Here is a 23,463-nt window from a genome sequence, read left to right as displayed (position 1 = left end):
TTTGGTCTCGACACCCAATTCTTACATCAAATCAACGGCTTACGCCATGCCTGCCAACCCTCGTGCATAATTCAGGCTAGGACCTCCTATCTGCTCGACTGTGTCGGCAAGGGGCCGGCGTGGTCGTCGACCCGCTATTCCCGATCGAGCCCTATTTGCTGGCCGCATCGACCTCGGCGACGCCGATCCGTCTCGTGATCGACACGCATCTGCATGCCGATCACCGCTCCGCCGGCCGCGCGCTCGCCGCGGCGGCCGGCGCCGACTACGTCATCCACGAACAATGCGGCAGCTTGCAGTGCTTGCCTTCCGCGCGCCGCGGATCGGGTTGCTTGCATAGCGAAGATCATCACGGCAGTATTGCCGCCGAGCGGTTTCAGTCCGAGTCATCGTGATTCCGTCAGTTGTTGCAAACCAACAGAATCACAACTAACTGAAATCGCTCAACTATCTTTTTTGTTCAGGTTCTAAGGGAATTCATTCTCAACAATTCTCCATCGTATGCAGGCTGAAAGCGATTTCGCTGCTCATTGCTTGGTCCGTACCACGGCCGAGATGGCTGAGCATGAGGTCGATGGCGCAGCGCGCTTGCAATTCCGGTGCTTGGTCAATGGTGAGAGTCATGACGCCGTCTCGTAGTAATCCAATGCTCTCTTCGGTCAATTCGTGGCCAATAAAAATGACCGGATCGCCATGCTTACCGTCGTGCAGCGCGTGACCCACCCCTTCATTGCCGCCGCCGGTATTGTAGATTGCCACGAGGTCAGACCAGTCGCGCATTGCCCGCATGACGCAATGATAGGCGCGTTCGGCCTCGTCGTTCGTTGTCATCACGGGCGCGATCTTGATGCCGGGCGCGTGCAGGTTGAGCGCATCACGAAATCCCTCGATGCGCTGCTTATGGGCTCGAAAACCCGTGCTGGTCGAGATAATGAGCGCGGTGCCATGCTGGCGCCCCATGCGCGCTGCGAAGAATCCTGCCGTGCGTCCGGCTTTTCCATGATCGATGCCGACATAGGCGATGCGTGGTGAATCTGGCACATCGGTCACGACGCAGATCACTGGACGCCTAACCGTGGTGGCGGCGTGAATGGCCGCGATATTCTCAAGCTGCTCCTCGCAATAGATGATGATGCCGTCAGCGCGCGAACTTCTGATCCGAGGCGCGACGCGCGACGGATCGGTCATGTCGATGCTCGTGCGCAGAATGGAAATGGATCGATCGAGAGTTGCGGCAACTTGGCCAACGGCCATCCCCAAACGCTTCATGAAGGGCGTTGTCGGGCGTGCGAGGATGACTTCGATGCGCAATGACCGCGCATGGGGTGTAGGGAGTTGGCGGCGAAGTCCCAATGCCCTCGCGGCTTCGAGAACGCGCTGTTCGGCCTTGGCGGAAACGCCTCCTCGCTCGTTCAACACACGGTCGACGGTTGCAATCCCGACGCCGGCGCGCTGCGCCACATCTTCAAGCCCAATACGGATTTTGCGCCGTTCCATTCTGTCTTCCTCCGCTTTGCCTGAAACATAGCTGAATGATGGGAAACCATCAAAATGATCCGGAGGGACGGGGCAATCTCCGAGTATAGGGCGGAAAGATAACGATCATAGCCGGGATTATTCACGAGCGCATTTCCTCTGATTTTTCTCAGGCGTGCTGTTCAACCTGACATCGTGCGGGCGTGACGGCTTACCGGCCGAACCTGGCTGGTTTTGGTAGGCTCTATGATGTGTTGGCGTTGGATGTGGCAGAGATCGGGACCGGACGGGGCAAACGCCCCAGTGATCAGATGACCAGCCTGGGCAGTCTGGCCAGGGCGTAGCCGAGGATTGCCTGGTCTGGCATTGAGCGCGGCAGATGCAGGCGGATCGAGCGTTTCAGGGTTTCGAGGCGGACGGCGAGTTTGATCAGGCGCAGGCGCAGGGTATCGAACTGGATACCACGCCAGCGCGACCGGCGCGGCATCAGGGAGCGCAAACTCCACATCAGCCAGTAGGCGCCGATATGCAGAAACAGGCGCATCTGGTTGGCGCTGGCCCGCGAGCACGAGGTCCGGTCGGCGGCAAGATGGGTCTTCCACGCCTTGATATGGTTCTCGGCCTGGCCGCGCGCGCAGTAGATCTCTTGATACAGGGTGCGCGGGGAACCAGCCTTCAGGCTGGTGACGATGAAGCGGGTATCGACCCCCAGCGGCCCGGCCTCGACGCGGGCGATGATCCGCTCGACGCGGTCCCAGCTTGCTGCGCCATCATTGAACTCTTTGAAGCGCCGGATTTTCTCTCCCGGAGCTTGTTGCGCGCGCGCCGTGGTGCTGGCCTCCAGCGCGATGACGTGCTTGCGCAGCGTCGTGGTCGGTGCGACGCCGAAGATGTAATCGAGGCGACGCGCCCGACAGAACCGCAGCACCTCCGGCGTGCAGTAGTGCGAATCACCGCGCAGCATGATCGCGGTGCGGGGCCAGTGGCTGCGAATGGCGTCGATCAGCCGGCGCAACCATTTGACGATCTGGGCCCCTTTTGGCCGACACGCCGGACGCAGCACCGCGGCGAGCATCCGGCCGTCGCCGTCGAATACCACAATCGGCTGGAAACCGTACTCATCGTGGTGTGCGTTGAACAAGCAGAGTTGCTGCGCGCCGTGAGCGGCATCGAAGGTATCGTCGATATCGAGCACGACCCGGTTGGGTATGGTGCGAAAACTCGCGCAATAATGCTCGACCATCGCCAGGCCCATGCGCAGCAGCGCGCGAGGCCCGGGCAAATTCTCGGTGCGTGAAATCGTCGCTTGCGAGCATAAATCGCCCGCCTCGGGCAGACGCTCCATCGCGAGTTTGAACATCGGGTCGTTGCGCAACCGGTCGGCGTCGTTGCCATCCTCGTAACCGGCCGCGATCATCAACATGCGAAACCGAATGATCTCGTCGAGCCCATGCTGGACACGCTCCGGCGTGCGCGGATCATCGATGCAGGCCGCCAACTGCGCGGCAATCCCCAGCCGCTTCTCGACCTCGCGCAATGCCAGCAGACCGCCGTCAGAGGACAGCATCTCGCCGTCGAAGCGGGCCAGCACCGGTTTGCCGGCGACAGGTGACAGACCGGGGAGGCATGGGGTAGTTTCAACCGTGGCGGGCATCGCGTTCCGTGCTGATGAAGATTTGGTCTCGACACCCAATTCTTACATCAAATCAACGGCTTACGCCATGCCTGCCAACCCTCGTGCATAATTCAGGATAGAGGAAGCCGATGGAGGCGATTGTGATGGAACGCAGAGATTACAGCTTGGTGGGCGCGGAGGCACATCGTGCCGAGGAGCGAGGACTCACTTCGGGGAATTGGTATGCGCACCCTATTCCGCGTAAGCAGATGAAAGAACTGATGCGCCGCAAGGATGGCCCCGCCATCCGCGACACGGTGATCTGGCTCGGCGTCATGCTCGTTTGCGCGATCCTCGGTGTCCATTTCTGGGGCAGTTGGCTCGCGGTTCCGTTCTTTGCGGTTTACGGCGTACTCTATGGTTCGGCCTCTGACTCGCGCTGGCACGAGTGCGGCCATGGCACGGCCTTTAAGACGGCATGGATGAATAACGCCGTTTATCAGCTTGCCTGTTTCATGATCATGCGAGAACCAACGGTCTGGCGGTGGAGCCATACGCGGCACCATACCGACACCATCATCGTTGGGCGCGACCCGGAGATTTCTTTCAAACGGCCGCCAGATTTCGTAGGCGTCCTGCTCAATGTCTTCGCCCTGAAATCGAGCTTTTTCGCGCTGCAAAAACTTGCGATCCATGCGTCCGGCCGGCTGGCTCCAGAGGAGGAGACCTTCATCCCCAAGATGGAGCAGAAAAAAGTGTTTCTCGTCGCGCGGATCTATATCGCCATTCTGCTCACTGTCGCAGCACTCTCGTTCGGCCTGCATAGCTGGATTCCGGCGATGCTCGTGGGCCTGCCCACGCTCTATGGCGGCGCGCTTTCCATCGTCTATGGCGCGACGCAGCATGCGGGGCTTTGCGAGGACGTGCTGGACCATCGGCTGAACAGCCGCACCGTCTACATGAACCCGATCAATCGCTTCGTCTACTGGAATATGAATTATCACGTTGAGCACCACATGTTTCCGATGGTGCCCTATCATGCGCTGCCTACTTTGCATGAACTGATCAAGGCGGAATGCCCGCAACCTTATCCCAGCATCCTTGCCGCCTATCGGGAGATCATCCCGGCTTTGCTGAAGCAGCGCCGCGACCCGAACTACCATATCGTGCGTGAGTTGCCCCGCGCCACGCAGCTGGCATCCGTGGATGCGACGGCACAACCGGCCGAAAAAACAATAACGGAGAACATGAAATGCCCCAATGGATAAATGCCTGTGCGGCAAACGAAATCGATGAGGAAGATGTTATTCGCTTCGACCATGAGGGACAAAGCCTCGCCATCTACCGGCTGGACGATGACCGTTTTTTTGCGACCAGCGGTTTCTGCACGCACGAGAATGTGCATCTCTCGGACGGTCTCGTAATGGGCCGCATTGTCGAATGCCCCAAGCATAATGGCCGTTTCGACATACCAACCGGCCAGGCCAAGGGCGCGCCGGCCTGCATCAATCTCAGGACTTTTCTGGTGAAGGTTGAAGATGGCCGTATTTTTGTTGATCTTGGTTGAGGCCGATCATGCCGGCGACAAGTGATCCTGGAATCGTTATCATCGGCGCGGGGGAGGCAGGTGTCCTCGCCGCTCTCACCTTGCGGGAAAGAGAGTACGCTGGCCCCATAACGATCATTGGGGCCGAGCGCCATCCGCCCTATGAGCGTCCGCCGCTATCCAAAACAGTCCTGACGGCGGCCGATCTTCCCATTCCGACGCTCATCGGCGGCGCGGACATGCTCACCGGCCAGAATATTCTCTGTCGGTCAGGGGTTGTGGCAACGGGCCTCGACCGCGAAGCTAGGGCCGTGCAATTGCAAGACGGCACCCGCCTTTCTTATTCCCGCCTTTTACTCGCTACCGGCGCGCGGCCACGAACCCTCAGCGTGCCGGAGACTGAGGCGCGGAATGTGCTGTACCTGCGGACATTCAACGACGCCCTGGCTCTCCGTGCCCGGCTGTCTCGCGGCGCCCGGCTCGTCGTCATCGGCGGCGGCTTCATCGGGCTTGAGGTTGCCGCCAGTGCCGTGGAGCGAGGTTGCGACGTCACCATCGTCGAGGCGGCCCCGCGCGTCTTGGGCCGTGCCGTACCGGCGGAGCTCGCGGCAATCATCACCACGCGCCATCGCACCGCGGGCGTTACCATCATTGAGGGAGCTGCCCTTGCCGCTATCGAGGAGCGCGCCGTCATCCTTGCCGGCGGCAGAGCACTCGAAGCTGACGTCATCGTCGTGGGTATCGGTGCCGTTCCTCAGACATGCCTCGCGGAAGCGGCAGGTCTTGCCATCGACAATGGCATCCGTGTCGATGAGCACCTTGCCACGGACGACCCCGCGATTTTTGCCGCTGGCGATTGTTGCTCTTTCCCGCATCCGGTTTTCGGGGGGCGCCGCCTGCGCCTCGAAGCATGGCGCAATGCGGGGGAGCAAGGCCGCCACGCCGCCAATGCCATGCTGGGCGCAACGGAGTCTTTTGCGTCGATCCCCTGGTTCTGGTCGGAGCAGTATGGCGACACGCTGCAAATTGCGGGCCTGCCCGATGAAGGTGATGAGACCGTAACGCGTGATAATGACGGAACGCCATTTCTCTTTCACCTCAAATCTGGGCGCATCGTGGGGGCGAGCGCCTTCGGTCCCATTGGCAAGATCGCAAGGGACATCAGGCTTGCGGAAAAACTGATCGAAACCGGCGCTTGCCCGCCCGCCACGGCGCTGCAAGACCCGGCAGTTAAACTCAAAACTCTTCTCCAACCTCGTGCGAATATGGAATGACATGCAGAAACTCCTGATTTTCCAATCCCTCTGGGGCATGCAGCGCTTGCTGGGCGAAGCGGAGGAGCCAAGCCTCGCGGCAAAAATCGAGCGGATTGCGGCGGCGGGGTTCGATGGCGTGACCGATCATTTCTATGACCGCGCCCATGTGGTCCCCCTGATGGCTTTGCTCAAGGATTACGGTCTGACCATTGAGGGGCAGGTTTTTCCGCGCACGGTAGCTGATCTGGAGCCGGCGCTGGATGTTGCCGGCGAGTTCGGCTGTCACCACATCACCATCCAGGCGATGGCCTGCCCCATGACGGTCGATGCCTGCCTGCCGATTTTGGAAGGCTGGCAAAGACTGGCGGAGAAGGCAGGTGTCGCGGTCAATATCGAGACACACCGTGGCCGGATGACCAACGACCTGCTGTTCACGTTGCAGCTTCTTGATGTTTTCCCGAATCTGCGTTTCACCGCCGACCTCTCGCATTACGTCAATGCGCGCGAGATGGAGTTGCCCATCCCCGCGGAGACTGAAGCCGCGATCAACCGCATTCTGGACCACGCCTGGGCCTTTCATGGCCGGGTCGCTGGCTCGCACCAGGTTCAGTTGCCACTGATTTTTCCGCAACATCAGCCTTGGGTTACGCAGTTCGAGCGTTGGTGGCGCATGGGTTTCGCCAAATGGCGGGAGCGCGCCGCGCCTGACGCCACTTTTTCCTTCACCTGCGAGCTTGGCCCGGCCCCTTGTGCCATCACGGGGCCGGACGGTCAGGATTTGACCGACCGCTGGGCCGAGGCTCTGCTGTTGAGAGAGAAGGCGCACAGCCTCTGGACTTGAGATTGTTGCTGCACGCCAAGTCTGCAAAAATATTTGTACATGTAGAAGGCGGTGTCGTGTGTCAGCTTGAGCAGGCCGGTTTCGGGATTGCGGGTGGCGACTGCGCGTTCGACCTGAATGATGGCGGTGACATGGGGATGCCAGTCGGTGCCGGCGAGCGCGCGAGGGGAGATCCAACACAATGCGAGGTGAATAGCAATGAAAATCGCACTCGACCCGTTTATGCACCGTCCTCTCTCTCTCGAGCAACTACCTTCGAAGGTGGCGGAACTCGGCTACGACTGGATCGAGCTCAGCCCGCGCGGCGATTTCCTGGAATGGTTCAAAGCACCGCGCGTTTTCCCGGATCGGATCAAGACCTTCAAGAAGGCACTCTCCGATGCGAAAGTTGGCATCGCGACGCTTCTTCCGATGTACCGTTGGGCTTCCAACGACGAGGACGAACGCCAGGCGGCGGTGCGCCACTGGAAGCGGGCTATCGAAATCGCGGTAGAGATGGGCGTTGACACGATGAATTCCGAATTCGGCCGTGGGCTTCATCCCGACAAGGGCACCTGTTATTGCTGCCACACCGGATCCATGATCGAGGCATGCGAGGATGCCTGGTGGCGCTCCATGGAGGAGCTCGTGCCGATTCTCGAGCGCGAGGGTATCAACCTCCATATTGAACCGCATCCGGAGGACTGGGTCGAACCGCTGCAGCCTTCGGTGGACCTCATCCGTACGGTGAATTCGCCCCGCGTTCGCTTTCTCTACTGCACGCCGCACACATTCTACTTTGGCGATGACACGGTCGCCATGCTGCGCGAGTCCGCCGACGTGCTGGCCCATGTCCATATAGCCGACACCTTCAATCACAAGGCATCCTCGGGCCTGCGTTACATCATCAATCCTCCGGGCTCGACGGCGCGGGTGCACCAGCATCTCAACATGGGGCAGGGCGAGGTGCCATGGGACGATTTCTACCGCACCCTGCATGAAATCGGCTTCGACGGCATCATGACCGCCTGCGTTTTTGCCTGGGAAGAGAAAGCCGACGAGTCCGGCGTCTTCATGCGCGGGGAAATGCAGCGGCTAATTGACAAGTATTGGGGCAAGGAATGAGCCTTCAGGTCGGCATCATCGGTCTGGGGATGATTGGCCAGGATCATCTCCGCCGCCTTACCCACACGCTCTCCGACGTCTCCGTCGTCGCGGTCGCGGATATCGATCGCAAGCGCGCGGCGTCAATCGCTCCCGCTGGCGCCGAGCTATGCGACACCCCCCACGCTCTGATCCGGTCGCAGAAGGTGCAAGCGGTCGTCATATGTTCCTGGGGCCCGGCGCATGAGGAGCAACTGCTCGAATGCATTGCCGTCGGCAAGCCCGTCTTTTGCGAAAAGCCGATGGTGACATCGGAAGAAGGCGCACTGCGCGTGATGGATGCGGAAGTTGCCTTCGGGCGGCGTCTTGTTCAGGTCGGTTTCATGCGCCGGTTCGATGCCGACTATCGTGCGCTCAAGGCGGTGATCGACGATGGTAGCCTCGGCTTGCCGTTGATCTATCGATCGGTTCATCGCAACGCTTCCGTCCCGGAGGGGCTCTACACCTCGGAGATGCCCCTCAACGACACACTGGTGCATGATGCTGACATCTCGCGCTGGCTGCTCAACGATGAGATAGCCGGCGTGGAGGTGCGGTTTCCCCGCCGGTCCCGGCAGGGAGGGGAACTTCGCGACCCGACCATCGTTCTGTTGCACATGGTCTCGGGTGCGATTGTCGATGTCGAGATCTCGGTCAATATCGAGTACGGCTACGACATCCGCGGCGAGGTGAGTTGCGAGACCGGTGTGGCTGCTCTTCCAAACCGGCCCGCGACGGTTATCTCGGACCGATATGGCATACGCCAGGCAATCCCTGCGGACTTCCGGGAGCGTTTCATCGAAGCCTACGATCAGGAGTTCCGCGAATGGATCGCGGCGGCCAGCCAGGGAACGGCGGCGGGGCCCTCGGTGTGGGACGGCTATGCGGCCACGCTGGTCGCCGACGCCGCGCTGCGCGCTGCGCAAAGCGGCCGCCGCGAGGCGGTCAGCATGAAGCCTAAGGCCGGCCTCTATGCCGAAACATCAAGATAGAAACGCAACTACTATAGGGAGATGATAGGATGATCAACGGAGAACGCACCATCAGTCAGCCTCTGCGCTGGGGTATGGTCGGGGGTGGTCGGACCGGCCAGGTTGGCTACAAGCATCGCACCGGGGCGTTACGCGACAGCACCTATCGCCTGGTTGCCGGCGCCTTCGATTTGAATGCCGCGCGAGGGCGTGACTTTGGCATCAATCTCGGCGTCTCTGAGGATCGCTGCTATGCAACCTATCAAGAACTCATTTGCGGCGAAAGGAGCCGTGAGGATGGTGTTGACGTCGTTTCCGTAGCAACGCCGAATTTCACCCATTACGAGATCACCAAGGCGCTTCTCGAAGCCAATATCCATGTGATCTGTGAAAAGCCACTGTTTTTTTCAACGGCTGAATGCGAGGAGATTGCCGCGCTCGCCGAGCGCAAGGAGCTGATTGTCGGCGTCACTTACGGCTTCACCGGGCATCCCATGGTGCGGCAGATGGCGGCCATGGTCGCCAGAGGAATGCTCGGCGAGATCCGTCTCGTTGACATGCAGTATACCCACGGTTTCAACGCCGGCGATGACGCCGATGCGCCGGATGCCGTGAAGTGGCGCACCAACCCGAAGACCGCCGGCGCGACATTCGTTTTGGGCGACATCGGAACACATGTCTACTACCTTTCCGAGATTGTGCTGCCGCATCTCAAGGTTGAAAAGCTGCTCTGCGACCGCAAGGCCTTCATCCCGAGCCGCGCACCACTCGAAGATCATGCGACGGTTCTCATGCATTACGACAATGGTGCGCGTGGGCGCCTTTGGGTTTCATCGGTCAACGCCGGCAATATGGGGTCGCAACGCTACCGCTTCATCGGCTCGAAAGCCTCGGTCGAGTGGTCCGACAGTCATCCCGATCAGCTGATTTACGAGGTTCAGGGCGAGCCCGTTCGGATCATGCATCACGGCATGCTTTACCTCGAAGAGGAAAGCCTCGCCATCGACCGAATGGGCGCCCTGCACACCGAGGGGTTGGGGGATAGCTGGGCAAACATCTACCTCTGGATTGCCCAGGCGATCGACGCGAAGGCACGCGGCGACGAGGCCTTCCTGAAGACCCATCACTACCCGGGCATCAAGGCCGGCACCGACGGTGTGCGCTGGCTGGAGAATTGTGTGCGCTCGGCCGATGCGGGCGCTGCCTGGGTCGATTTCAAATAACCACCGTTCAACGGAAGCCAAAACCATGAAACTTTCCATCTGCACCGACGTGATGGGCAACTACGCTTTCACAGAAATGCTTGATAAATGCGTGGCGCTCGGCGTTGAGGGCATCGAGATGACCGGCGGCGGCTGGTCTCCCGCGCCGCACTTCCGTGCCGAGGAGCTGCTGGCCGACAAGGGGCTTCTGAAACAGAAGCTCAAGGAGATCGAGGCCCGCGGACTTCAGATCGCCGCCCTCAACTGTTCGGGCAATCCTCTTGACCCTGGAGAGCTGGGTCGAAAGCACCGCAAGGAGATCGAGGAGACCTTTACGCTCGCCGGCGAGATCGGCGTGAAGAAGATCGTCACCATGTCGGGCCTGCCGGAGGCGGCGCCCGGCGACACCGTGCCGAACTGGCTCGTTTATACGAAGTCCTGGCCTGTCGAAATGCCTGAGCGCGACCGCTATCAGTGGGAGGAGCGGGCCTATCCTTATTGGCATGGGCTGGTGAAGCATGCCGGCAGCGTGGGGGTAGAGAAGATCGCGCTCGAGAATTTCTCCGCGATGCTGGTCTGGAACCCAGAAACATTGCTGAGACTGCGCAACGAGGTTGGGCCCATGGTAGGCATGAACCTCGACCCCAGCCATCTCTTCTGGATGGGGGCCTCCCCGATCGCCGCGGCGCGTGCGCTCGGCGACGCCATTCACCATGTCCACGGGAAGGACACACGGATCGAGCGCGGCCTGGCGGATGTCAACGGTTTGCTTGAACTCAAGGAAGTCACCGACGTCGCCAACCGCTGTTGGAACTACGTCGCTGTCGGCGCGGGCCACGATCTGCAATGGTGGAAGGAGTTTTTCTCCGTCGTCGGCATGATGGGCTATAATGACTGGGTGAGCCTGGAGATGGAGGACTTCACCATGTCCACCGAGGCCGGCATCCAGTCTTCCATCGATGCGCTGCAAGCCACCATCATCCGCTGAAGGAGGCTGAGCATGATCCGCATCGGCCTTGTTGGATATGGGACGGGCGGACAGCATTTTCATGCGCCCTTCATCGCGGCTGCCCGAGGCGTGGCGCTTGCAGGCATCGTTGCGCGGGCGCCTGAGACGATCGCCAAGGCAAAGGCAGATTTCCCCGATGCCCCGATCTATCCGAGTCTGCAGGGTATGCTCTCGGCCGGAGTAGATGCCGTGACAATCACCACACCCCCGCAAACGCGGCAGGATCTGGTGCTAGAAGCGATTGCGGCCGGGGTGCACGTGATCGCCGATAAACCCTTCGCGCCGAGTGCGGCGGCGGGACGGGCGCTGGCGCAGGCGGCAAAGGACAGGGGCGTGACGCTCGGAGTCTATCACAACCGCCGCTGGGATGCCGACATCCAGACCTTGCAAAAGCTGCTTCTGGAGGGCCCGCTCGGCAAGTTGTGGCGGCTGCATTCACGCATGGATTTTGACGATCCCGCAACGCTGGAGGCGGGCCCCACTGGAGGGCTACTCTGGGATCTCGGTAGCCATGTCGTTGATCAGGCGATGTGGCTTATTGGTCCTGTTGTCTCGGTTGATGCCCAGCTCGACACGGTCGTCTTGCCGCAAGGACCGACGGATGCGGGTTTCGTGCTCACGCTTCGCCATACGAGCGGTGTGCATTCTCATATCTCGGCGAGCAAGGTCAACCGGCTCAACACGCGTGAGTTGCGCGCCTATGGCTCAGCGGGCAGTTACGTTGCTGCCGGGACAGACGTTCAGGCTCAGGCGCTTTTTGCCGGCAAGCGCCCAATCAACAATCCTGACAGTTGGGGATATGATGACGAGGCTCACTGGGGAATTTTGCGGACAGCCGACGGCGCGACGAAGATCCCTTCGGAGCAAGGGCGGTATCACGCGTATTACGAGGCCTTCGCCGAGGCTGTGCGGACAGGAGGCCAACCGCCCGTTACCGCTGAGGAGGCCATCGCCGTTCTCGCCGTGCTTGACGCTGCACGTATCAGTGCGGCCGAAGGTCGGGTGGTCAGCATCGATTGACGGAGCGGGAGATGTGCAAATTCATCATAACCATCACGCTTGAGCCTGGAATGCGCGACCGCATTCTTGACCGTGCGGTGGAGGCACAGCGCGCGATGCGCGCCGAAAGCGGCTGCTTCGCGTATGACTTTTTTACCTGCACGGATGATCCCGACAAACTGCTTTCTTGGAAGCTTGGGCCGACAAGGCCGCGCACGACTTCCATATGGCGCAAAAATACACGCAGGCTTTCGTCGCCTTCCATGAGCAGTTCCATCGCAAGATGACCTTCGAGACGATCAACCCTGAAAGTTCGTGATGGCGCTTCCTGTCACAATCACATGTGCACCCTGCTGCTGGGGGGTGGATGATGTGTCTAACCCCCATCTGCCGGCCTGGGAAAAAGTGCTCGACGAAGCGGCGCTGGCAGGCTTTGGGGGGCTCGAACTCGGCCCCTATGGCTATATGCCGCTGGACGTGCCACGGCTAGGGCAAGCGCTCTCAGAGCGCGGTCTGACGATCGTCGCCGGCACGATTTTCAGTGACCTGGCAAGCCCGGGCAATCGCGCGATGCTGTTGCGGCAGACCCATGAGATCTGCGCTTTCGTCTGCGCCCTGCCGCGGCCGGCCCAGCTGGCGGGTCAGCGGTACGAAGCCCCTTATCTGACGGTTATGGATTGGGGGCATGACGAGCGTGATTATGCCGCAGGCCATTCCGAGCGGGCGCCTCGTTTGGATGGAGCCGCCTGGGCGGCTATGATGGACAATATTCGAGCGATTGCCGAACTTGCGACCGACAGATACGGTGTGCGTGCAACCATCCATCCGCATGCCGGCGGATATATCGAGTTCGCTGACGAAATTGAGCGCCTTGCGGATGACATCGGACCAGGCGTCGCCGGGCTTTGCCTCGATACCGGGCATCTGGCCTATGCCGGTATGGATCCTGTCGCTACAATCCGGCGCTACGCCGACCGGCTTGACTATATCCATTTCAAGGACATCGACCCTAAAGTGCAGAGCGCGGTGATGGGAGAGCGTGTCCGCTTCTTTGACGCTTGTGCCAAGGGTCTCATGTGCTCGATCGGTAAGGGCAGTGTGGATTACCGCGCGATCCATTCCTTGCTGAGAGAGCTTGGTTACGGCGGTTATATCACCATCGAGCAGGAACGGGATCCGCGCAACGCCAGCAGTATTCTGGCGGACCTCGCTGCGAGCCGCGCCTTCCTGCGAGAGACAGGATTCGACAATTGATCACGACAAGGCCGGCTCAGCCGGTCGGTAGCTCGTCACCCGTGAAAAAGCGAACTTTGCTGATTTGGTCATGACTTTTTAGCGACGGGCAATATTGGGATTTGCAAGGTCTGTGTGGCTTGAGGGGAAAAACCTTGCAAAACCGTTGGAGCGTTGCGCGGTGGTCGCGATCGTGATTCTCTCCCGTTGATGCCGACCATCATGTGTTTGGCGTGGAGGAAAGAATGCCGCCGAAGCTGAATGCCTCGCAGGATGATCTCGAACTGTTCCGCTCGCGGCTGGAGAACATCATCGACCAGCGGCATCCCCTGGTGCGGCTGGCCCGGCTGATCGACTGGCGGGTCTTCGAGGAACGCTTTGGCGCACTCTACGCCGAGGCGGCGGGACGTCCGGCGCTGCCGACCCGCCTGATGGTGGCGCTGCATCTTCTCAAGCACATGGATAGGCTGTCCGACGAAGCGGTTTGCGCGCGCTATCTCGACAGTCCGTATGTCCAGGCATTCTGCGGCGAGACGCATTTCCAGCACACGCTGCCCCTTGACCGATCCTCGATGACGCGCTGGCGCAAGCGGATCGGGGCGGAGCGGATGGAGGCCCTGCTCGCCGAGACGCTGGCGGCCGCCGAGCGGGGTGGGGCCGTGGCGGAGAAGCACTACGAGCGGGTCACCATCGATACCACGGTCCAGCCAAAGGCCGTGACGCATCCGACCGACAGCAAGCTGCTGCACAGCGGCATCGAGACACTGGCGCGGATGGCACGCCGGCACGGTATCACGCTACGCCAGTCGTATCGCCGGGTCGCGCGCTACGCCAGGCAGGAGGCGGCGCGCCTGCACCATGGTGGCAAACGCCGCGAGGCCGAGGCTGCGCGTTCCGGTTGATTGTGAACATCGATTCCGTTTGATTGTGAACGCCTAATCCGGTTGATCATGAACGCGGATTCCGGCGGATCGTGAACACCGGTTCGGGTGCTCATGAACGTGTCCTGGAGTGCGATGGTGGGGCGCCGCTGCTGATAGTCTTCAACCAGGGGTAATCCCGATCCTTTGCTGAGCAGCGAGGGATGGGAATGCCGGGAGAGAGATTGTCGATGCGGAAGATACGTGATGTTTTGCGGCTGCGATTTGCGCAGGGACTGAGCCAGCGAGCGATTGCGGGTAGTACGGGTCTGAGCGTAGGAGCTGTGAACAGTTACCTGAGCCGGGCGCGGCTGGCGGGATTGAATTGGCCTCTGCCTGAAGACCTTGGCGACGCGCAGCTTGAGACGCTGCTATATCCGCCGCTGCCGGATGTTGCGCCGGACCGCCGGCCGGTGCCGGATTGGGCGGCGGTGCATCGTGAATTGCGCCGGCCGAATGTGACGCTGTCGCTGCTGTGGGAAGAATACCGGGCTGGCGCCGGCGGCCTGGACGGGTTCAGCTACTCCTGGTTTTGCGATCTCTACCGGGAATGGCTGGGTCGTCTGAAGCCGACGCTGCGCCAGGTACATATGGCGGGAGAGCGGCTGTTCGTCGACTTCGCTGGCCACGCCATGGAAGTGATCGATGGGGCGAGCGGGGAGATCCGGCGGGCCGAAATCTTCGTTGCCGTACTCGGTGCCTCGAGCTTCATCTACGCCGAAGCGACCTGGAGCCAGGGGCTGGCGGACTGGATCGGCGCGCACGTTAACGCGTTGACCGCGATTGGCGGCACGCCGCGGCAGATCGTCAGCGACAATCTGCGCGCGGGGATCACGCGCGCGTGCTTTTATGAGCCGACGGTGAACCGCACCTACGCCGACATGGCGGCGCATTACGGCACCGCGATCATTCCGGCGCGGCCCTACAAGCCGCGGGACAAGGCGAAGGCCGAGGTCGGCGTGCAGGTGGTCCAGCGCTGGATCCTGGCACGGCTGCGCAACCGCCGCTTCTTCTCGCTGGCTGAATTGAACCAGGCGATTCGCGAATTGGTCGATCAGGTGAACGATCGACCGATGCGCGGCTGGGGCACCAACCGGCGGGCGCTCTATGAGCAGCTCGACCGCCCGGCCCTGCAACCACTGCCGCCCACGCCTTACGAATACGCGGACTGGAAGCGCTGCCGCGTGAACCTCGATTACCATGTCGAGATCGACAAGCACTTTTATCAGGCATGATGGGGATGATGTCACCGTTCTGCGCAGGGTCACACCCTGCGATATGATGCGCTCATCCAGGACAGGGGCATCGGGAGCACGGAGGTGGGTAGGCCGCAACTGAGTCTGAGCTGAGAGCTCGTTCTTTTATCTGGCCGCCCCTGCGACTGACCTGGATGCGCTGCGAGCGCGAATCCGTAATTGTCGTGTTGCCCACCGTCGTGCGCGAAGGAGAAGGAGGTAAACGGTGCCGCGTGTTATTGGACTGGATATCCATCGTGACTTCGCGCAAGCGGTAGCACTCGATGGTGGAAATTACACCCAGATGGGGCGCGTTCAACTCGACCGCGACAGCCTGACTGCCTTTGGGCGGCGACTTCTGCCAAGCGACGAGATCGTTCTTGAGGCGACGGCAAACACCTTTGCCGTCGTTCGTGTCCTGCGCCCGATGGTTGGCAAGATCGTGGTGGCGAACCCGCTGCAGGTGAGGCTTATCGCGGATGCGAAAATCAAGACCGACAAGATCGATGCAGGTGTGCTTGCCCAGTTGCAGGCAACAGGCTTTCTGCCGCAAGTCTGGATCCCCGATCAGGAAACCGAGATCCTGCGACGAAAGTTCTCCCGTCGGTCGCAGCTGGTACGTCATCGCACTCGTTTGAAGAACGAGGTGCACGCGATCCTCCATTCCAACTTGATCGTGCAATGCCCCTTCTCGGATCTGTTTACTGCTACCGGCAAGAAGTGGCTCGGGACGCAAAATCTGCCTGAGGGCGACCGGGAGGCCGTGGAACGTGGTTTTCGAGAGTTGGATCGACTGGCCGCCGATCTGGCTGCCTTGGATCGCGATCTGGCGACCCAGGCAGTCAACGACGTCAGATTGCAACGGATGATAACGATCACCGGGATCGACATGGTCTCGGGACTCGGGCTCCTGGCGGTTATCGGGGACCACAAGCGCTTTGAGTCGTCTGAGAAGCTGGTGAGCTACTTCGGGCTCAACCCCAGCGTTCGGCAATCGGGCAACGGCCCCGCGCGGCATGGTCGCATCACCAAACGAGGCGCTAATCTGGCCCGGTCACTGCTCGTGGAGGCCGCGTGGGCAGCATCCCGAGCCCCAGGGCCATTAAGGTCGTTTTTCATGAGGGTGATGGCGCGGCGGGGGAGCCAGATTGCTGCTGTCGCAACCGCCAGAAAGCTCGCGGTCATCATTTGGCATGTTCTTCATCGCGAGGAGGAATATGTTTTTGCTCGCCCAAGCCTGGTAGGCCGCAAACGCAGAGCCGTCGAACTCCGCGCCGGCCGGCCGCAGCAGCGCGGGCGCCGTGGGATCGCCGGACGGTATCACAACCCGATTACGAGAGCCGAAGAGCGGGCAAGGCTTGAGCAATCCGAACGCGCTTATGAACGCGTGGTAAGTGGTTGGCAACCAACTGGGCCACGAAAGCCTGGCCGGAGCCCCAGACAGGGAGACGACCCAAAATAGCTGCCAGCCGGCCTCGGATTTTGATGGTCAACATCATCCGTACTCGGTGCCGTTCCGGTTGATCCGCGAAACAGTAGAGGCACGGATCACGGCGAAGACGGTGGAAATCTTCCACCGGGGCAAGCTGGTGGCCACGCACCAGCGCAGCTTCTGCCAGCACCGGCCGACCACAATCGCGGATCACATGCCGAGTTCGCATCGGCGCTATCGCGATTGGACCCACGAACGGATATTGCGCGAAGCCACTGCGGTCGGTGACGACACCGCCGCCCTGGTCGAAATCATCCTGCGCTCGCGCCCGCATCCCGAACAGGGGTTCCGCTCCTGCATTGGCATCCTCGGATTGGCAAAGCGCTACGACCCCGAGCGGCTGGATGCCGCCTGCGCCCGTGCCTTGGCACTCGGAACCCGCTCCTACGGCTCGGTCGCTGCGATCCTGAAGAATGCTCAGGGGAGGAAGACCACGGACAAGACCGAACAACCCAGCCTGTTCCACGAGAACATCCGTGGCCCCGGCTACTATCACTGAAAGGAAACAAGATGCTGATCCATCCCATGGTGGAGCGCCTGCGCGGCCTCGGCCTGACGGCAATGGCCGACGCGTTCATCGAGATGCAGAACCAATCGGCGGCTGACGATCTGACCCGCGAGGATTGGCTCGGGTTGCTGGTCGACCGTGAGGCGACCAGCCGGGACAACAAGCGCCTCGCCCGCAGGCTGAGCCAGGCGCGGCTGCGCCAGAATGCGGTTGTCGAGGATACTGACTTCCGGACACCGCGCGGTCTGGACCGAGCCCTGTTCCACAAACTTGCCGGTTGCGAATGGATCTCGCACAGCCAGCATCTGGTCATCAGCGGCCCGACCGGCGTGGGCAAGTCATGGCTCGCCTGCGCGCTCGGCCACAAGGCGTGCCGGGAGGGCTTCTCGGTCCTCTATCGGCGGGCGCCACGCCTCTTTGCCGAACTCGCGACGGCGCGCGGCGAAGGAAGATTGCCCCGGATGTTGGCGGCCCTTGAACGCACCCGCCTGCTCATCATCGATGATTGGGGACCCGAGCCCCTGACCGCCGAGCAGCGCCGCGACCTACTGGAAATCGTTGATGATCGTTGTGAAAAGGGCTCCCTGCTGGTGACCAGCCAGGTGCCCGTGAATCGCTGGCATGACCTGGTGGGGGATCCCACCCTGGGAGATGCGATCCTGGACCGCGTCGTGCACCGCGCCCATCGCATCGAACTGAAGGGACCGAGCCTGCGCAAGCGTCACGCCGTCACCACACAATCCGATCAGGGCGCTTGACGAACCCCACGGAAAAATGAGACGGCGCAACCGTCAGTGGCAGCGATCCACCATGACCGCCGGCCGCCCGTCAGGCCCCGTTCAGGCCAGAGCGAGCAGGTGTTCATGATCGCCGGAATCGATGTTCACGATCGAACGGATTGACCGTTCATCATCACCGGAATGCGCAGCCGAGGCTCGCGTGCGCAAGCTGCGGACCTGGCTGGGCCGGCTGGCTCGTGACATCACCCGCAAGATCGCAGGCAACGCTGAAGCGAAGGCCACGTTCGCCGAAACGCTGGGCCTGATCAATCGCCTGCTTCGCCAGAAGCGCTCCGATCGCGGTGCCGACAAGCTCTATTCCCTGCACGCGCCCGAGGTTGAGTGCATCGGCAAGGGCAAGGCCAGGACGCGCTTCGAATTCGGCGTGAAGGTCTCCATCGCCACCACCAACGCCGCCGCACCCGGCGGTCAGTTCGTTCTCGGCATGCAGAGCCGGCCGGGAAATCCCTATGAGGGCCACACCCTGGCCGGCCAGATCGAGCAGGTCGAGCGGATCACCGGCGTTGCCGTCGCCCGCGCCTATGTCGACCGCGGCTATCGCGGCCACAGCGTCGAAGCCGAGGGCAGAAGGATCTTCATCTCCCGCCAGAAACGCGGCATCACCCCCACCATCCGCCGCGAGTTGCGCCGACGCACAGCCATCGAACCCGTCATCGGCCACATGAAGACCGATGGCCATCTGGGGCGAAACTTCCTGCTCGGCGTCGACGGTGATGCCATCAACGCCGTCCTCGCCGGCGTCGGCCACAACCTCCGCCTCCTCCGCAGATGGCTGATCAGGCTTCTTTGTGCCCTCGTCGCATGGCTCTCTGCCACAAACCGCTCACCAAGCCTCGGCTTCGCCCACCGCCAGATCACATAGTTCACAGGCGACTAGCTCGCGTGGCTTTTGCCAGCAAATCGATTCTCGCCCACCCGTTCGGCCATCTCAGGCCGCCGGAAATAAATGGCCTGGCCGCAGCGCAGCGGCCGGCCGAATTTCGGGAAGATTATCTGTACTAAGCTTATCAAGCGACAGATGTACGGGCGCGCGAAACCTGACCTGCTTCAGGCGCGGGTTGTCGGCGCATGAGCGTCGCCTGCAGAAAATGTGAGTCGTATCCATCCGGTGTGAACCGTCTGCCGGTACGGCAAGGAGGCGTACATAAAAGCGCTGCTACGAGCTGATTCATGGTAAGGGGCGGCGGGCGGATGGAGATTATCACGGGGGTAGAGCGCCGGCGCCGCTGGCGGGATGAGGACAAGCTGCGGATTGTGGCGGAGGCTGAGGCGCCGGGTGCGGTGTTTGCGCTGGTTGCACGGCGGCACGAGATTTCGAGAGGGCAATTGTGGAAGTGGCGCGGCCAGGTTCGGCGCGGTGAGTTGGTGCCGGTGCCGATGGTACCAGAATTCATTCCGGTGCGGGTAATGGCGAGTGCGGCACTGTCGATGCCGCGGGCGGCAGGCAAGTCAGCTTCGGTGAACGACGCGAGCGTTGATCCGATGTCGCAGAGGCGAGCCACGCGATCCGATGCGAGCCGGATCGAGATCGTGCTGCCGGACGGGACGTGTGTTCGGGTTGATGATGGAGTTGGGGTTGCCGCCCTGCGTCGGGTGATGACGGCGGTGCGGCGGTGATCCCGGTCTCGGCCGGTGTGCGGATCTGGCTGGCGTCGGGGCATACGGATATGCGCCGCGGGATGAAGGGGCTCGCGTTGCAAGTGCAAGAAGGTCTGGGACGGGAACCGTTCTGCGGGGATGTTTTTTTCTTTCGCGGACGCGGCGGGTTGCTGGTCAAGGCGATCTGGCACGACGGCGTGGGGATGTCGCTGTATTCGAAACGCCTTGATCGAGGGCGGTTTATCTGGCCGCAGACTGCGGACGGCGTTGTGTCCCTCACCGCTGGTCAGATCGGTTATCTTCTGGAGGGGATCGACTGGCGAAATCCACAACAAACCTGGCGGCCGCAAGCGGCCGGGTAGGCGCGAAGATTTCTGGGGAAAATCCTGGTCCAGAGCGGATTTCTGTAGCGAAACCCTGGAAATTCGTGTTGGGGTGGACGGCCCACCGGCATCGAATGTGCCAATATAAGGTCGAACAACGAACCTAATGAAAGGGCCGCCTAATGAAATTTAAGCGTATTTCGATGGACACGTCCAAGCATGTTTTTACGATCCATGGGGTCGATGAGCAGGAGCGCCCGGTACTGCGGCGTGAAATCAGGCGCGCTCAGGTTGAACCGTTCTTCGTCAAATTGGCTTCGACGGAGGTGGTTCTTGAAGCTTGTGCCGGCTCGCACCACTGGGGGCGGGTGTTGGGCGGTATGGGCCACCGGGTCAGGTTGATCCCACCGCAATATGTGAAGCCCTTCGTGAAGCGGAGTAAAAATGATCGCAACGACGCAGAAGCGATCAGTGAGGCAGCATCCCGCCCGACCATGCGCACGGTTCCGGTCAAATCGGTGGATGAGCAAGCGGCAGCGATCATCGTGAAGCATCGGGAACTCATGGTGAATCAACGAACCCAGGCGATCAACGCGTTGCGGGGGCACGCGGCGGAATTTGGCATCGTTGCCGCCAAGGGCGGTGCGAACGTCACAGCATTGCTTGCTCTCCTGTCTGCCGAGGAAGCGATTCCAGCAATTGCAAAGGCGATGTTTGAGCAAATGGGTCAGCATGTGACGGATCTCGATGCAAAGATCGACGCACTGGAGAGACAGCTGCTCGAACAGCACAAGGCCAACGCGGTCAGCAAGCTCCTCGCCGCGATTCCCGGCGTTGGGCCAATCACCGCGATCACCATGGCGCTCAACGTGAACCCTGCGAATTTTGAGACCGGGCGGCATTTTGCAGCGTGGCTCGGGCTGACTCCGCGAGAGCATTCTACCGGCGGCAAGCATCGTATGGGAAAGATAAGTAAGGCAGGCAATGAGAGGTTGCGGCAGTTGCTCGTGGTCGGGGCGATGGCGGTGATCCGCTTCGCTAAACCAGGCAGCAAATCAGCGACCGCTTGGCTGTTGCAATTGCTGGAGCGGAGGCCGCGCAAGGTCGCGGCGATCGCTCTGGCCAACAAGATGGCCCGGATCATCTGGGCCATGATGGCGCGTGGTGAAGCGTATCGGCATCAGCCGGTAGCCGCCTGATCTGCGCGCCGGTGCCGAGAGTTTAAGGGCAGACCAAGAGATGATGATCGGTCGAACCGACGAGCAACAAAATCCGATAGAATCACCGGTAAATAATATGCCGCACTTGTGTTTGGATGTTGCTCGCGGAACCCATCTGGGCCGGCGGCATGTGGCCGCGTACACAGGCCGAACGCATGATCGCTTTCGAACCGTCATCAAAGCTTGCAATGCCTACTTGAACTCAATGGGCCGTCCACGCATGATTCTATACGGGTCATGGATCTTGATCCTTCGACCCTGCCGAATGATATCGCTGCGCTGAAGGCGATCATTCTAGGCGACCGTGCTCGGCGGTCCGATACCGAAGCCTATATCGCGCATCTGAAGCTGCAGATCGAGAAGCTCAAGCGTGCACTCTACGGTCCCAAGGCGGAACGCACGGCGCGGCTGCTTGATCAGATGGAACTGGAACTCGAGGATCTCGAGACCACCGCGACCGAGGACGAACTCCGCGCCGAGCAGGTGGCCGCGAAGGCCAAAACCACGACTGTCGCCGGCTTCACCCGCAAGCGCCCGTCGCGTCAGCCCTTCCCGGAGCACCTGCCGCGCGAGCGGGTCGTCCTGCCAGGCCCGACCCAGTGCGCCTGCTGCGGTGGATCGCGGCTCGCCAAGCTCGGCGAGACGGTGACCGAGACGCTGGAATCCATCCCCCGCCAATACAAGGTGATCCAGCATGTGCGGGAGAAATTCACCTGCCGCGATTGTGAGAAGATCAGTCAGGAACCAGCACCCTTCCACACCATTCCACGCGCTTTTGCCGGCCCCGGCCTGCTCGCGATGATCGCCTACGATAAATTCGGCCAGCATCAGCCGCTGAACCGTCAATCCGAACGGTTCGCACTGGAAGGCATCCACCTCAGCGTCTCGACCCTGGCCGATCTGATTGGTGCTACCTGCGTGGCGCTGGAGCCGGTGTTCAAGCACATCGAGACGATGGTGTTCGCGGGTGCGCGCCTGCATGGCGACGACACCACGGTGCCGGTGATGGCACGAGGGCAGACCGATACGGCGCGCGTGTGGGCTTATGTGCGTGATGATCGGCCGTTCGGCGGATCGGGTTCCCCCTGCGCGGTGTTCTACTATTCACGTGATCGCGCCGGCGTTCATCCGCAAACCCATCTCGCCGGATACCGCGGCATATTCCAGGCCGATGCCTATGGCGGCTACAACAAGCTCTACGAGTTGAACCGGTCTCCTGGACCGATCATCGAGGCGGCGTGCTGGTCGCACGCCCGACGAAAATTCTTCGAGCTGGCCGATATCGCGCAGAACGCGAAGCGCAAGGCCCAGGGTAAAACCCCCGCCTTCGTGGCGCCGATGGCCTTGGCCGCGGTGCAGCGCATCGATGCGCTGTTCGAGATCGAGCGGGCGATCAACGGTCAGTCACCCGCCGAACGCCTGGCGGTGCGCCAGCAACTCGGCGCCCCGCTCGTCGCTGAACTCGAGATCTGGATGCGTGCCGAGCGCGCCAAACTCTCGCGCCACAATGATGTGGCGAAGGCGATCGACTATATGCTGAACCGTTGGTCATCATTTGCCCGGTTCCTGATCGACGGGCGGATTTGTCTCAGCAATAACGCGGCCGAACGTGCCCTGCGCACCCTTGCTCTGGGCAGAAAATCCTGGCTATTCGCCGGCTCCGATCGCGGTGGTCAAAGGGCTGCCATGTTGTACAGCCTGATCACGACGGCGAAGATGAACAACGTCGACCCACAGGCATGGCTCGCCGACATCCTCGCGCGCATCGCCAGTCATCCAGTCGCCAGCATCGAGAAATTGATGCCATGGAACTGGACACCGCAATCCAGGGCCCTGGCCGCCTGATCGTGCAGACCAATAAAATCCACCACGTCTTCACGATTGACCGTGTCGCCAGAGACCTCGGCGAGGATGAGGAGTGGCTCGCGGACATCGCCAATGAGATGGAACCCGAAGACGGCCTGATCTGGGTTTACAACCTCAGCGACGGCGGCGTCATAGCCTTCACCGACTTTGGTATCGAAAATCTGCGCGAGATCATCCTGATCCACCGAGATAGAGCCAAATAGACTCGTCCGCGGCTCTGACCGGATGGG

General features: G+C 61.2%; 23 protein-coding genes and 2 pseudogenes. 23 read left to right on the top strand and 2 right to left on the bottom strand.

What is annotated here, in order from left to right:
• Window positions 1–119: 119 nt before the first annotated feature.
• On the top strand, window positions 120–395 hold the full coding sequence (locus ACMV_RS17805; protein ID WP_013634974.1) for an MBL fold metallo-hydrolase: 276 nt from the start codon (window positions 120–122) through the stop codon (window positions 393–395).
• An 88-nt stretch (window positions 396–483) separates the two neighbouring features.
• Here the strand turns inward: ACMV_RS17805 and ACMV_RS17800 are convergent, their stop codons facing one another.
• Together ACMV_RS17800 and ACMV_RS17795 are read right to left on the bottom strand one after the other, a co-directional pair.
• Window positions 484–1,497: a LacI family DNA-binding transcriptional regulator gene (locus tag ACMV_RS17800; protein WP_013634973.1), complete on the bottom strand. Its 1,014-nt coding sequence runs from the start codon at window positions 1,495–1,497 to the stop codon at window positions 484–486.
• A gap of 286 nt (window positions 1,498–1,783) precedes the next feature.
• Window positions 1,784–3,130 carry an IS1380 family transposase gene (locus ACMV_RS17795; protein ID WP_013634972.1) on the bottom strand — a complete coding sequence of 449 codons (1,347 nt, stop codon included), beginning with the start codon at window positions 3,128–3,130 and terminating at the stop codon, window positions 1,784–1,786.
• A 110-nt stretch (window positions 3,131–3,240) separates the two neighbouring features.
• Here ACMV_RS17795 and ACMV_RS17790 point away from each other — a divergent pair, with 110 nt between their 5' ends.
• The 22 genes and pseudogenes from ACMV_RS17790 to ACMV_RS17690 all read left to right on the top strand — a co-directional run bounded on the left by ACMV_RS17790 (window position 3,241) and on the right by ACMV_RS17690 (window position 23,436).
• Window positions 3,241–4,359 (top strand): fatty acid desaturase family protein, encoded by a 1,119-nt coding sequence (locus tag ACMV_RS17790; RefSeq protein ID WP_013634971.1) that lies wholly within the window; start codon window positions 3,241–3,243, stop codon window positions 4,357–4,359.
• Window positions 4,344–4,658: a MocE family 2Fe-2S type ferredoxin gene (locus tag ACMV_RS17785; RefSeq protein WP_013634970.1), complete on the top strand. Its 315-nt coding sequence runs from the start codon at window positions 4,344–4,346 to the stop codon at window positions 4,656–4,658. The genes ACMV_RS17790 and ACMV_RS17785 overlap by 16 nt, the downstream gene beginning before the upstream one ends.
• An 8-nt stretch (window positions 4,659–4,666) precedes the next feature.
• Window positions 4,667–5,911 carry an NAD(P)/FAD-dependent oxidoreductase gene (locus tag ACMV_RS17780; RefSeq protein ID WP_013634969.1) on the top strand — a complete coding sequence of 415 codons (1,245 nt, stop codon included), beginning with the start codon at window positions 4,667–4,669 and terminating at the stop codon, window positions 5,909–5,911.
• Window position 5,912: 1 nt separating this feature from the next.
• Window positions 5,913–6,734 (top strand): sugar phosphate isomerase/epimerase family protein, encoded by an 822-nt coding sequence (locus ACMV_RS17775; protein ID WP_013634968.1) that lies wholly within the window; start codon window positions 5,913–5,915, stop codon window positions 6,732–6,734.
• 198 nt (window positions 6,735–6,932) lie between these two features.
• Window positions 6,933–7,838 (top strand): sugar phosphate isomerase/epimerase family protein, encoded by a 906-nt coding sequence (locus ACMV_RS17770; protein WP_013634967.1) that lies wholly within the window; start codon window positions 6,933–6,935, stop codon window positions 7,836–7,838.
• Window positions 7,835–8,848, top strand: coding sequence for a Gfo/Idh/MocA family oxidoreductase (locus ACMV_RS17765; protein ID WP_013634966.1), 1,014 nt, complete (start codon window positions 7,835–7,837; stop codon window positions 8,846–8,848). Before ACMV_RS17770 ends, ACMV_RS17765 begins: the two co-directional genes overlap by 4 nt.
• A gap of 29 nt (window positions 8,849–8,877) precedes the next feature.
• Window positions 8,878–10,050: a Gfo/Idh/MocA family protein gene (locus ACMV_RS17760; protein ID WP_013634965.1), complete on the top strand. Its 1,173-nt coding sequence runs from the start codon at window positions 8,878–8,880 to the stop codon at window positions 10,048–10,050.
• A gap of 25 nt (window positions 10,051–10,075) precedes the next feature.
• The gene (locus tag ACMV_RS17755; protein ID WP_013634964.1) at window positions 10,076–11,017 is read left to right on the top strand and encodes a sugar phosphate isomerase/epimerase family protein; all 942 of its coding nucleotides are present in this window, start codon (window positions 10,076–10,078) and stop codon (window positions 11,015–11,017) included.
• A gap of 15 nt (window positions 11,018–11,032) precedes the next feature.
• Window positions 11,033–12,058 (top strand): Gfo/Idh/MocA family oxidoreductase, encoded by a 1,026-nt coding sequence (locus ACMV_RS17750; RefSeq protein ID WP_041665710.1) that lies wholly within the window; start codon window positions 11,033–11,035, stop codon window positions 12,056–12,058.
• Window positions 12,059–12,069: 11 nt separating this feature from the next.
• Window positions 12,070–12,324, top strand: coding sequence for a putative quinol monooxygenase (locus ACMV_RS22035; protein ID WP_081479282.1), 255 nt, complete (start codon window positions 12,070–12,072; stop codon window positions 12,322–12,324).
• Between the two features lie 31 nt (window positions 12,325–12,355).
• The gene (locus ACMV_RS17745) at window positions 12,356–13,291 is read left to right on the top strand and encodes a TIM barrel protein (RefSeq protein ID WP_013634961.1); all 936 of its coding nucleotides are present in this window, start codon (window positions 12,356–12,358) and stop codon (window positions 13,289–13,291) included.
• 224 nt (window positions 13,292–13,515) lie between these two features.
• A pseudogene (locus tag ACMV_RS17740) lies at window positions 13,516–14,157 on the top strand (transposase); the annotation flags it as partial.
• A gap of 197 nt (window positions 14,158–14,354) precedes the next feature.
• Window positions 14,355–15,425, top strand: a complete 1,071-nt coding sequence (gene istA / locus ACMV_RS17735) for an IS21 family transposase (protein ID WP_081479281.1) — start codon at window positions 14,355–14,357, stop codon at window positions 15,423–15,425.
• 226 nt (window positions 15,426–15,651) lie between these two features.
• Entirely contained in the window at window positions 15,652–16,887 is a 1,236-nt protein-coding gene (locus ACMV_RS17730; RefSeq protein WP_013634958.1) for an IS110 family RNA-guided transposase, read from the top strand.
• Between the two features lie 58 nt (window positions 16,888–16,945).
• Entirely contained in the window at window positions 16,946–17,416 is a 471-nt protein-coding gene (locus ACMV_RS17725; protein ID WP_158320272.1) for a Mu transposase domain-containing protein, read from the top strand.
• 11 nt (window positions 17,417–17,427) lie between these two features.
• Window positions 17,428–18,183 carry an IS21-like element helper ATPase IstB gene (istB, locus tag ACMV_RS17720; protein ID WP_013634956.1) on the top strand — a complete coding sequence of 252 codons (756 nt, stop codon included), beginning with the start codon at window positions 17,428–17,430 and terminating at the stop codon, window positions 18,181–18,183.
• A 187-nt stretch (window positions 18,184–18,370) separates the two neighbouring features.
• Window positions 18,371–19,087 (top strand): annotated as a pseudogene (locus ACMV_RS17715) (IS5/IS1182 family transposase); the annotation flags it as partial.
• 308 nt (window positions 19,088–19,395) lie between these two features.
• Window positions 19,396–19,842 carry an IS66-like element accessory protein TnpA gene (tnpA, locus tag ACMV_RS17710; RefSeq protein ID WP_081479280.1) on the top strand — a complete coding sequence of 149 codons (447 nt, stop codon included), beginning with the start codon at window positions 19,396–19,398 and terminating at the stop codon, window positions 19,840–19,842.
• Window positions 19,839–20,186, top strand: coding sequence for an IS66 family insertion sequence element accessory protein TnpB (gene tnpB / locus ACMV_RS17705; RefSeq protein WP_013634953.1), 348 nt, complete (start codon window positions 19,839–19,841; stop codon window positions 20,184–20,186). The genes tnpA and tnpB overlap by 4 nt, the downstream gene beginning before the upstream one ends.
• A 143-nt stretch (window positions 20,187–20,329) precedes the next feature.
• Window positions 20,330–21,346 carry an IS110 family RNA-guided transposase gene (locus tag ACMV_RS17700; protein WP_013634952.1) on the top strand — a complete coding sequence of 339 codons (1,017 nt, stop codon included), beginning with the start codon at window positions 20,330–20,332 and terminating at the stop codon, window positions 21,344–21,346.
• 258 nt (window positions 21,347–21,604) lie between these two features.
• Complete coding sequence (gene tnpC / locus ACMV_RS17695; protein WP_013634951.1) at window positions 21,605–23,212, top strand: IS66 family transposase; 1,608 nt, start codon at window positions 21,605–21,607, stop codon at window positions 23,210–23,212.
• Window positions 23,213–23,214: 2 nt separating this feature from the next.
• On the top strand, window positions 23,215–23,436 hold the full coding sequence (locus tag ACMV_RS17690; protein WP_013634950.1) for a hypothetical protein: 222 nt from the start codon (window positions 23,215–23,217) through the stop codon (window positions 23,434–23,436).
• The last annotated feature ends 27 nt before the right edge of the window (window positions 23,437–23,463 follow it).

This window comes from Acidiphilium multivorum AIU301, assembly GCF_000202835.1.
GTDB lineage: Bacteria > Pseudomonadota > Alphaproteobacteria > Acetobacterales > Acetobacteraceae > Acidiphilium > Acidiphilium multivorum.
Note: the sequence above shows the minus strand (reverse complement) of the source record. Positions and strands in the feature narration are given on the sequence as shown.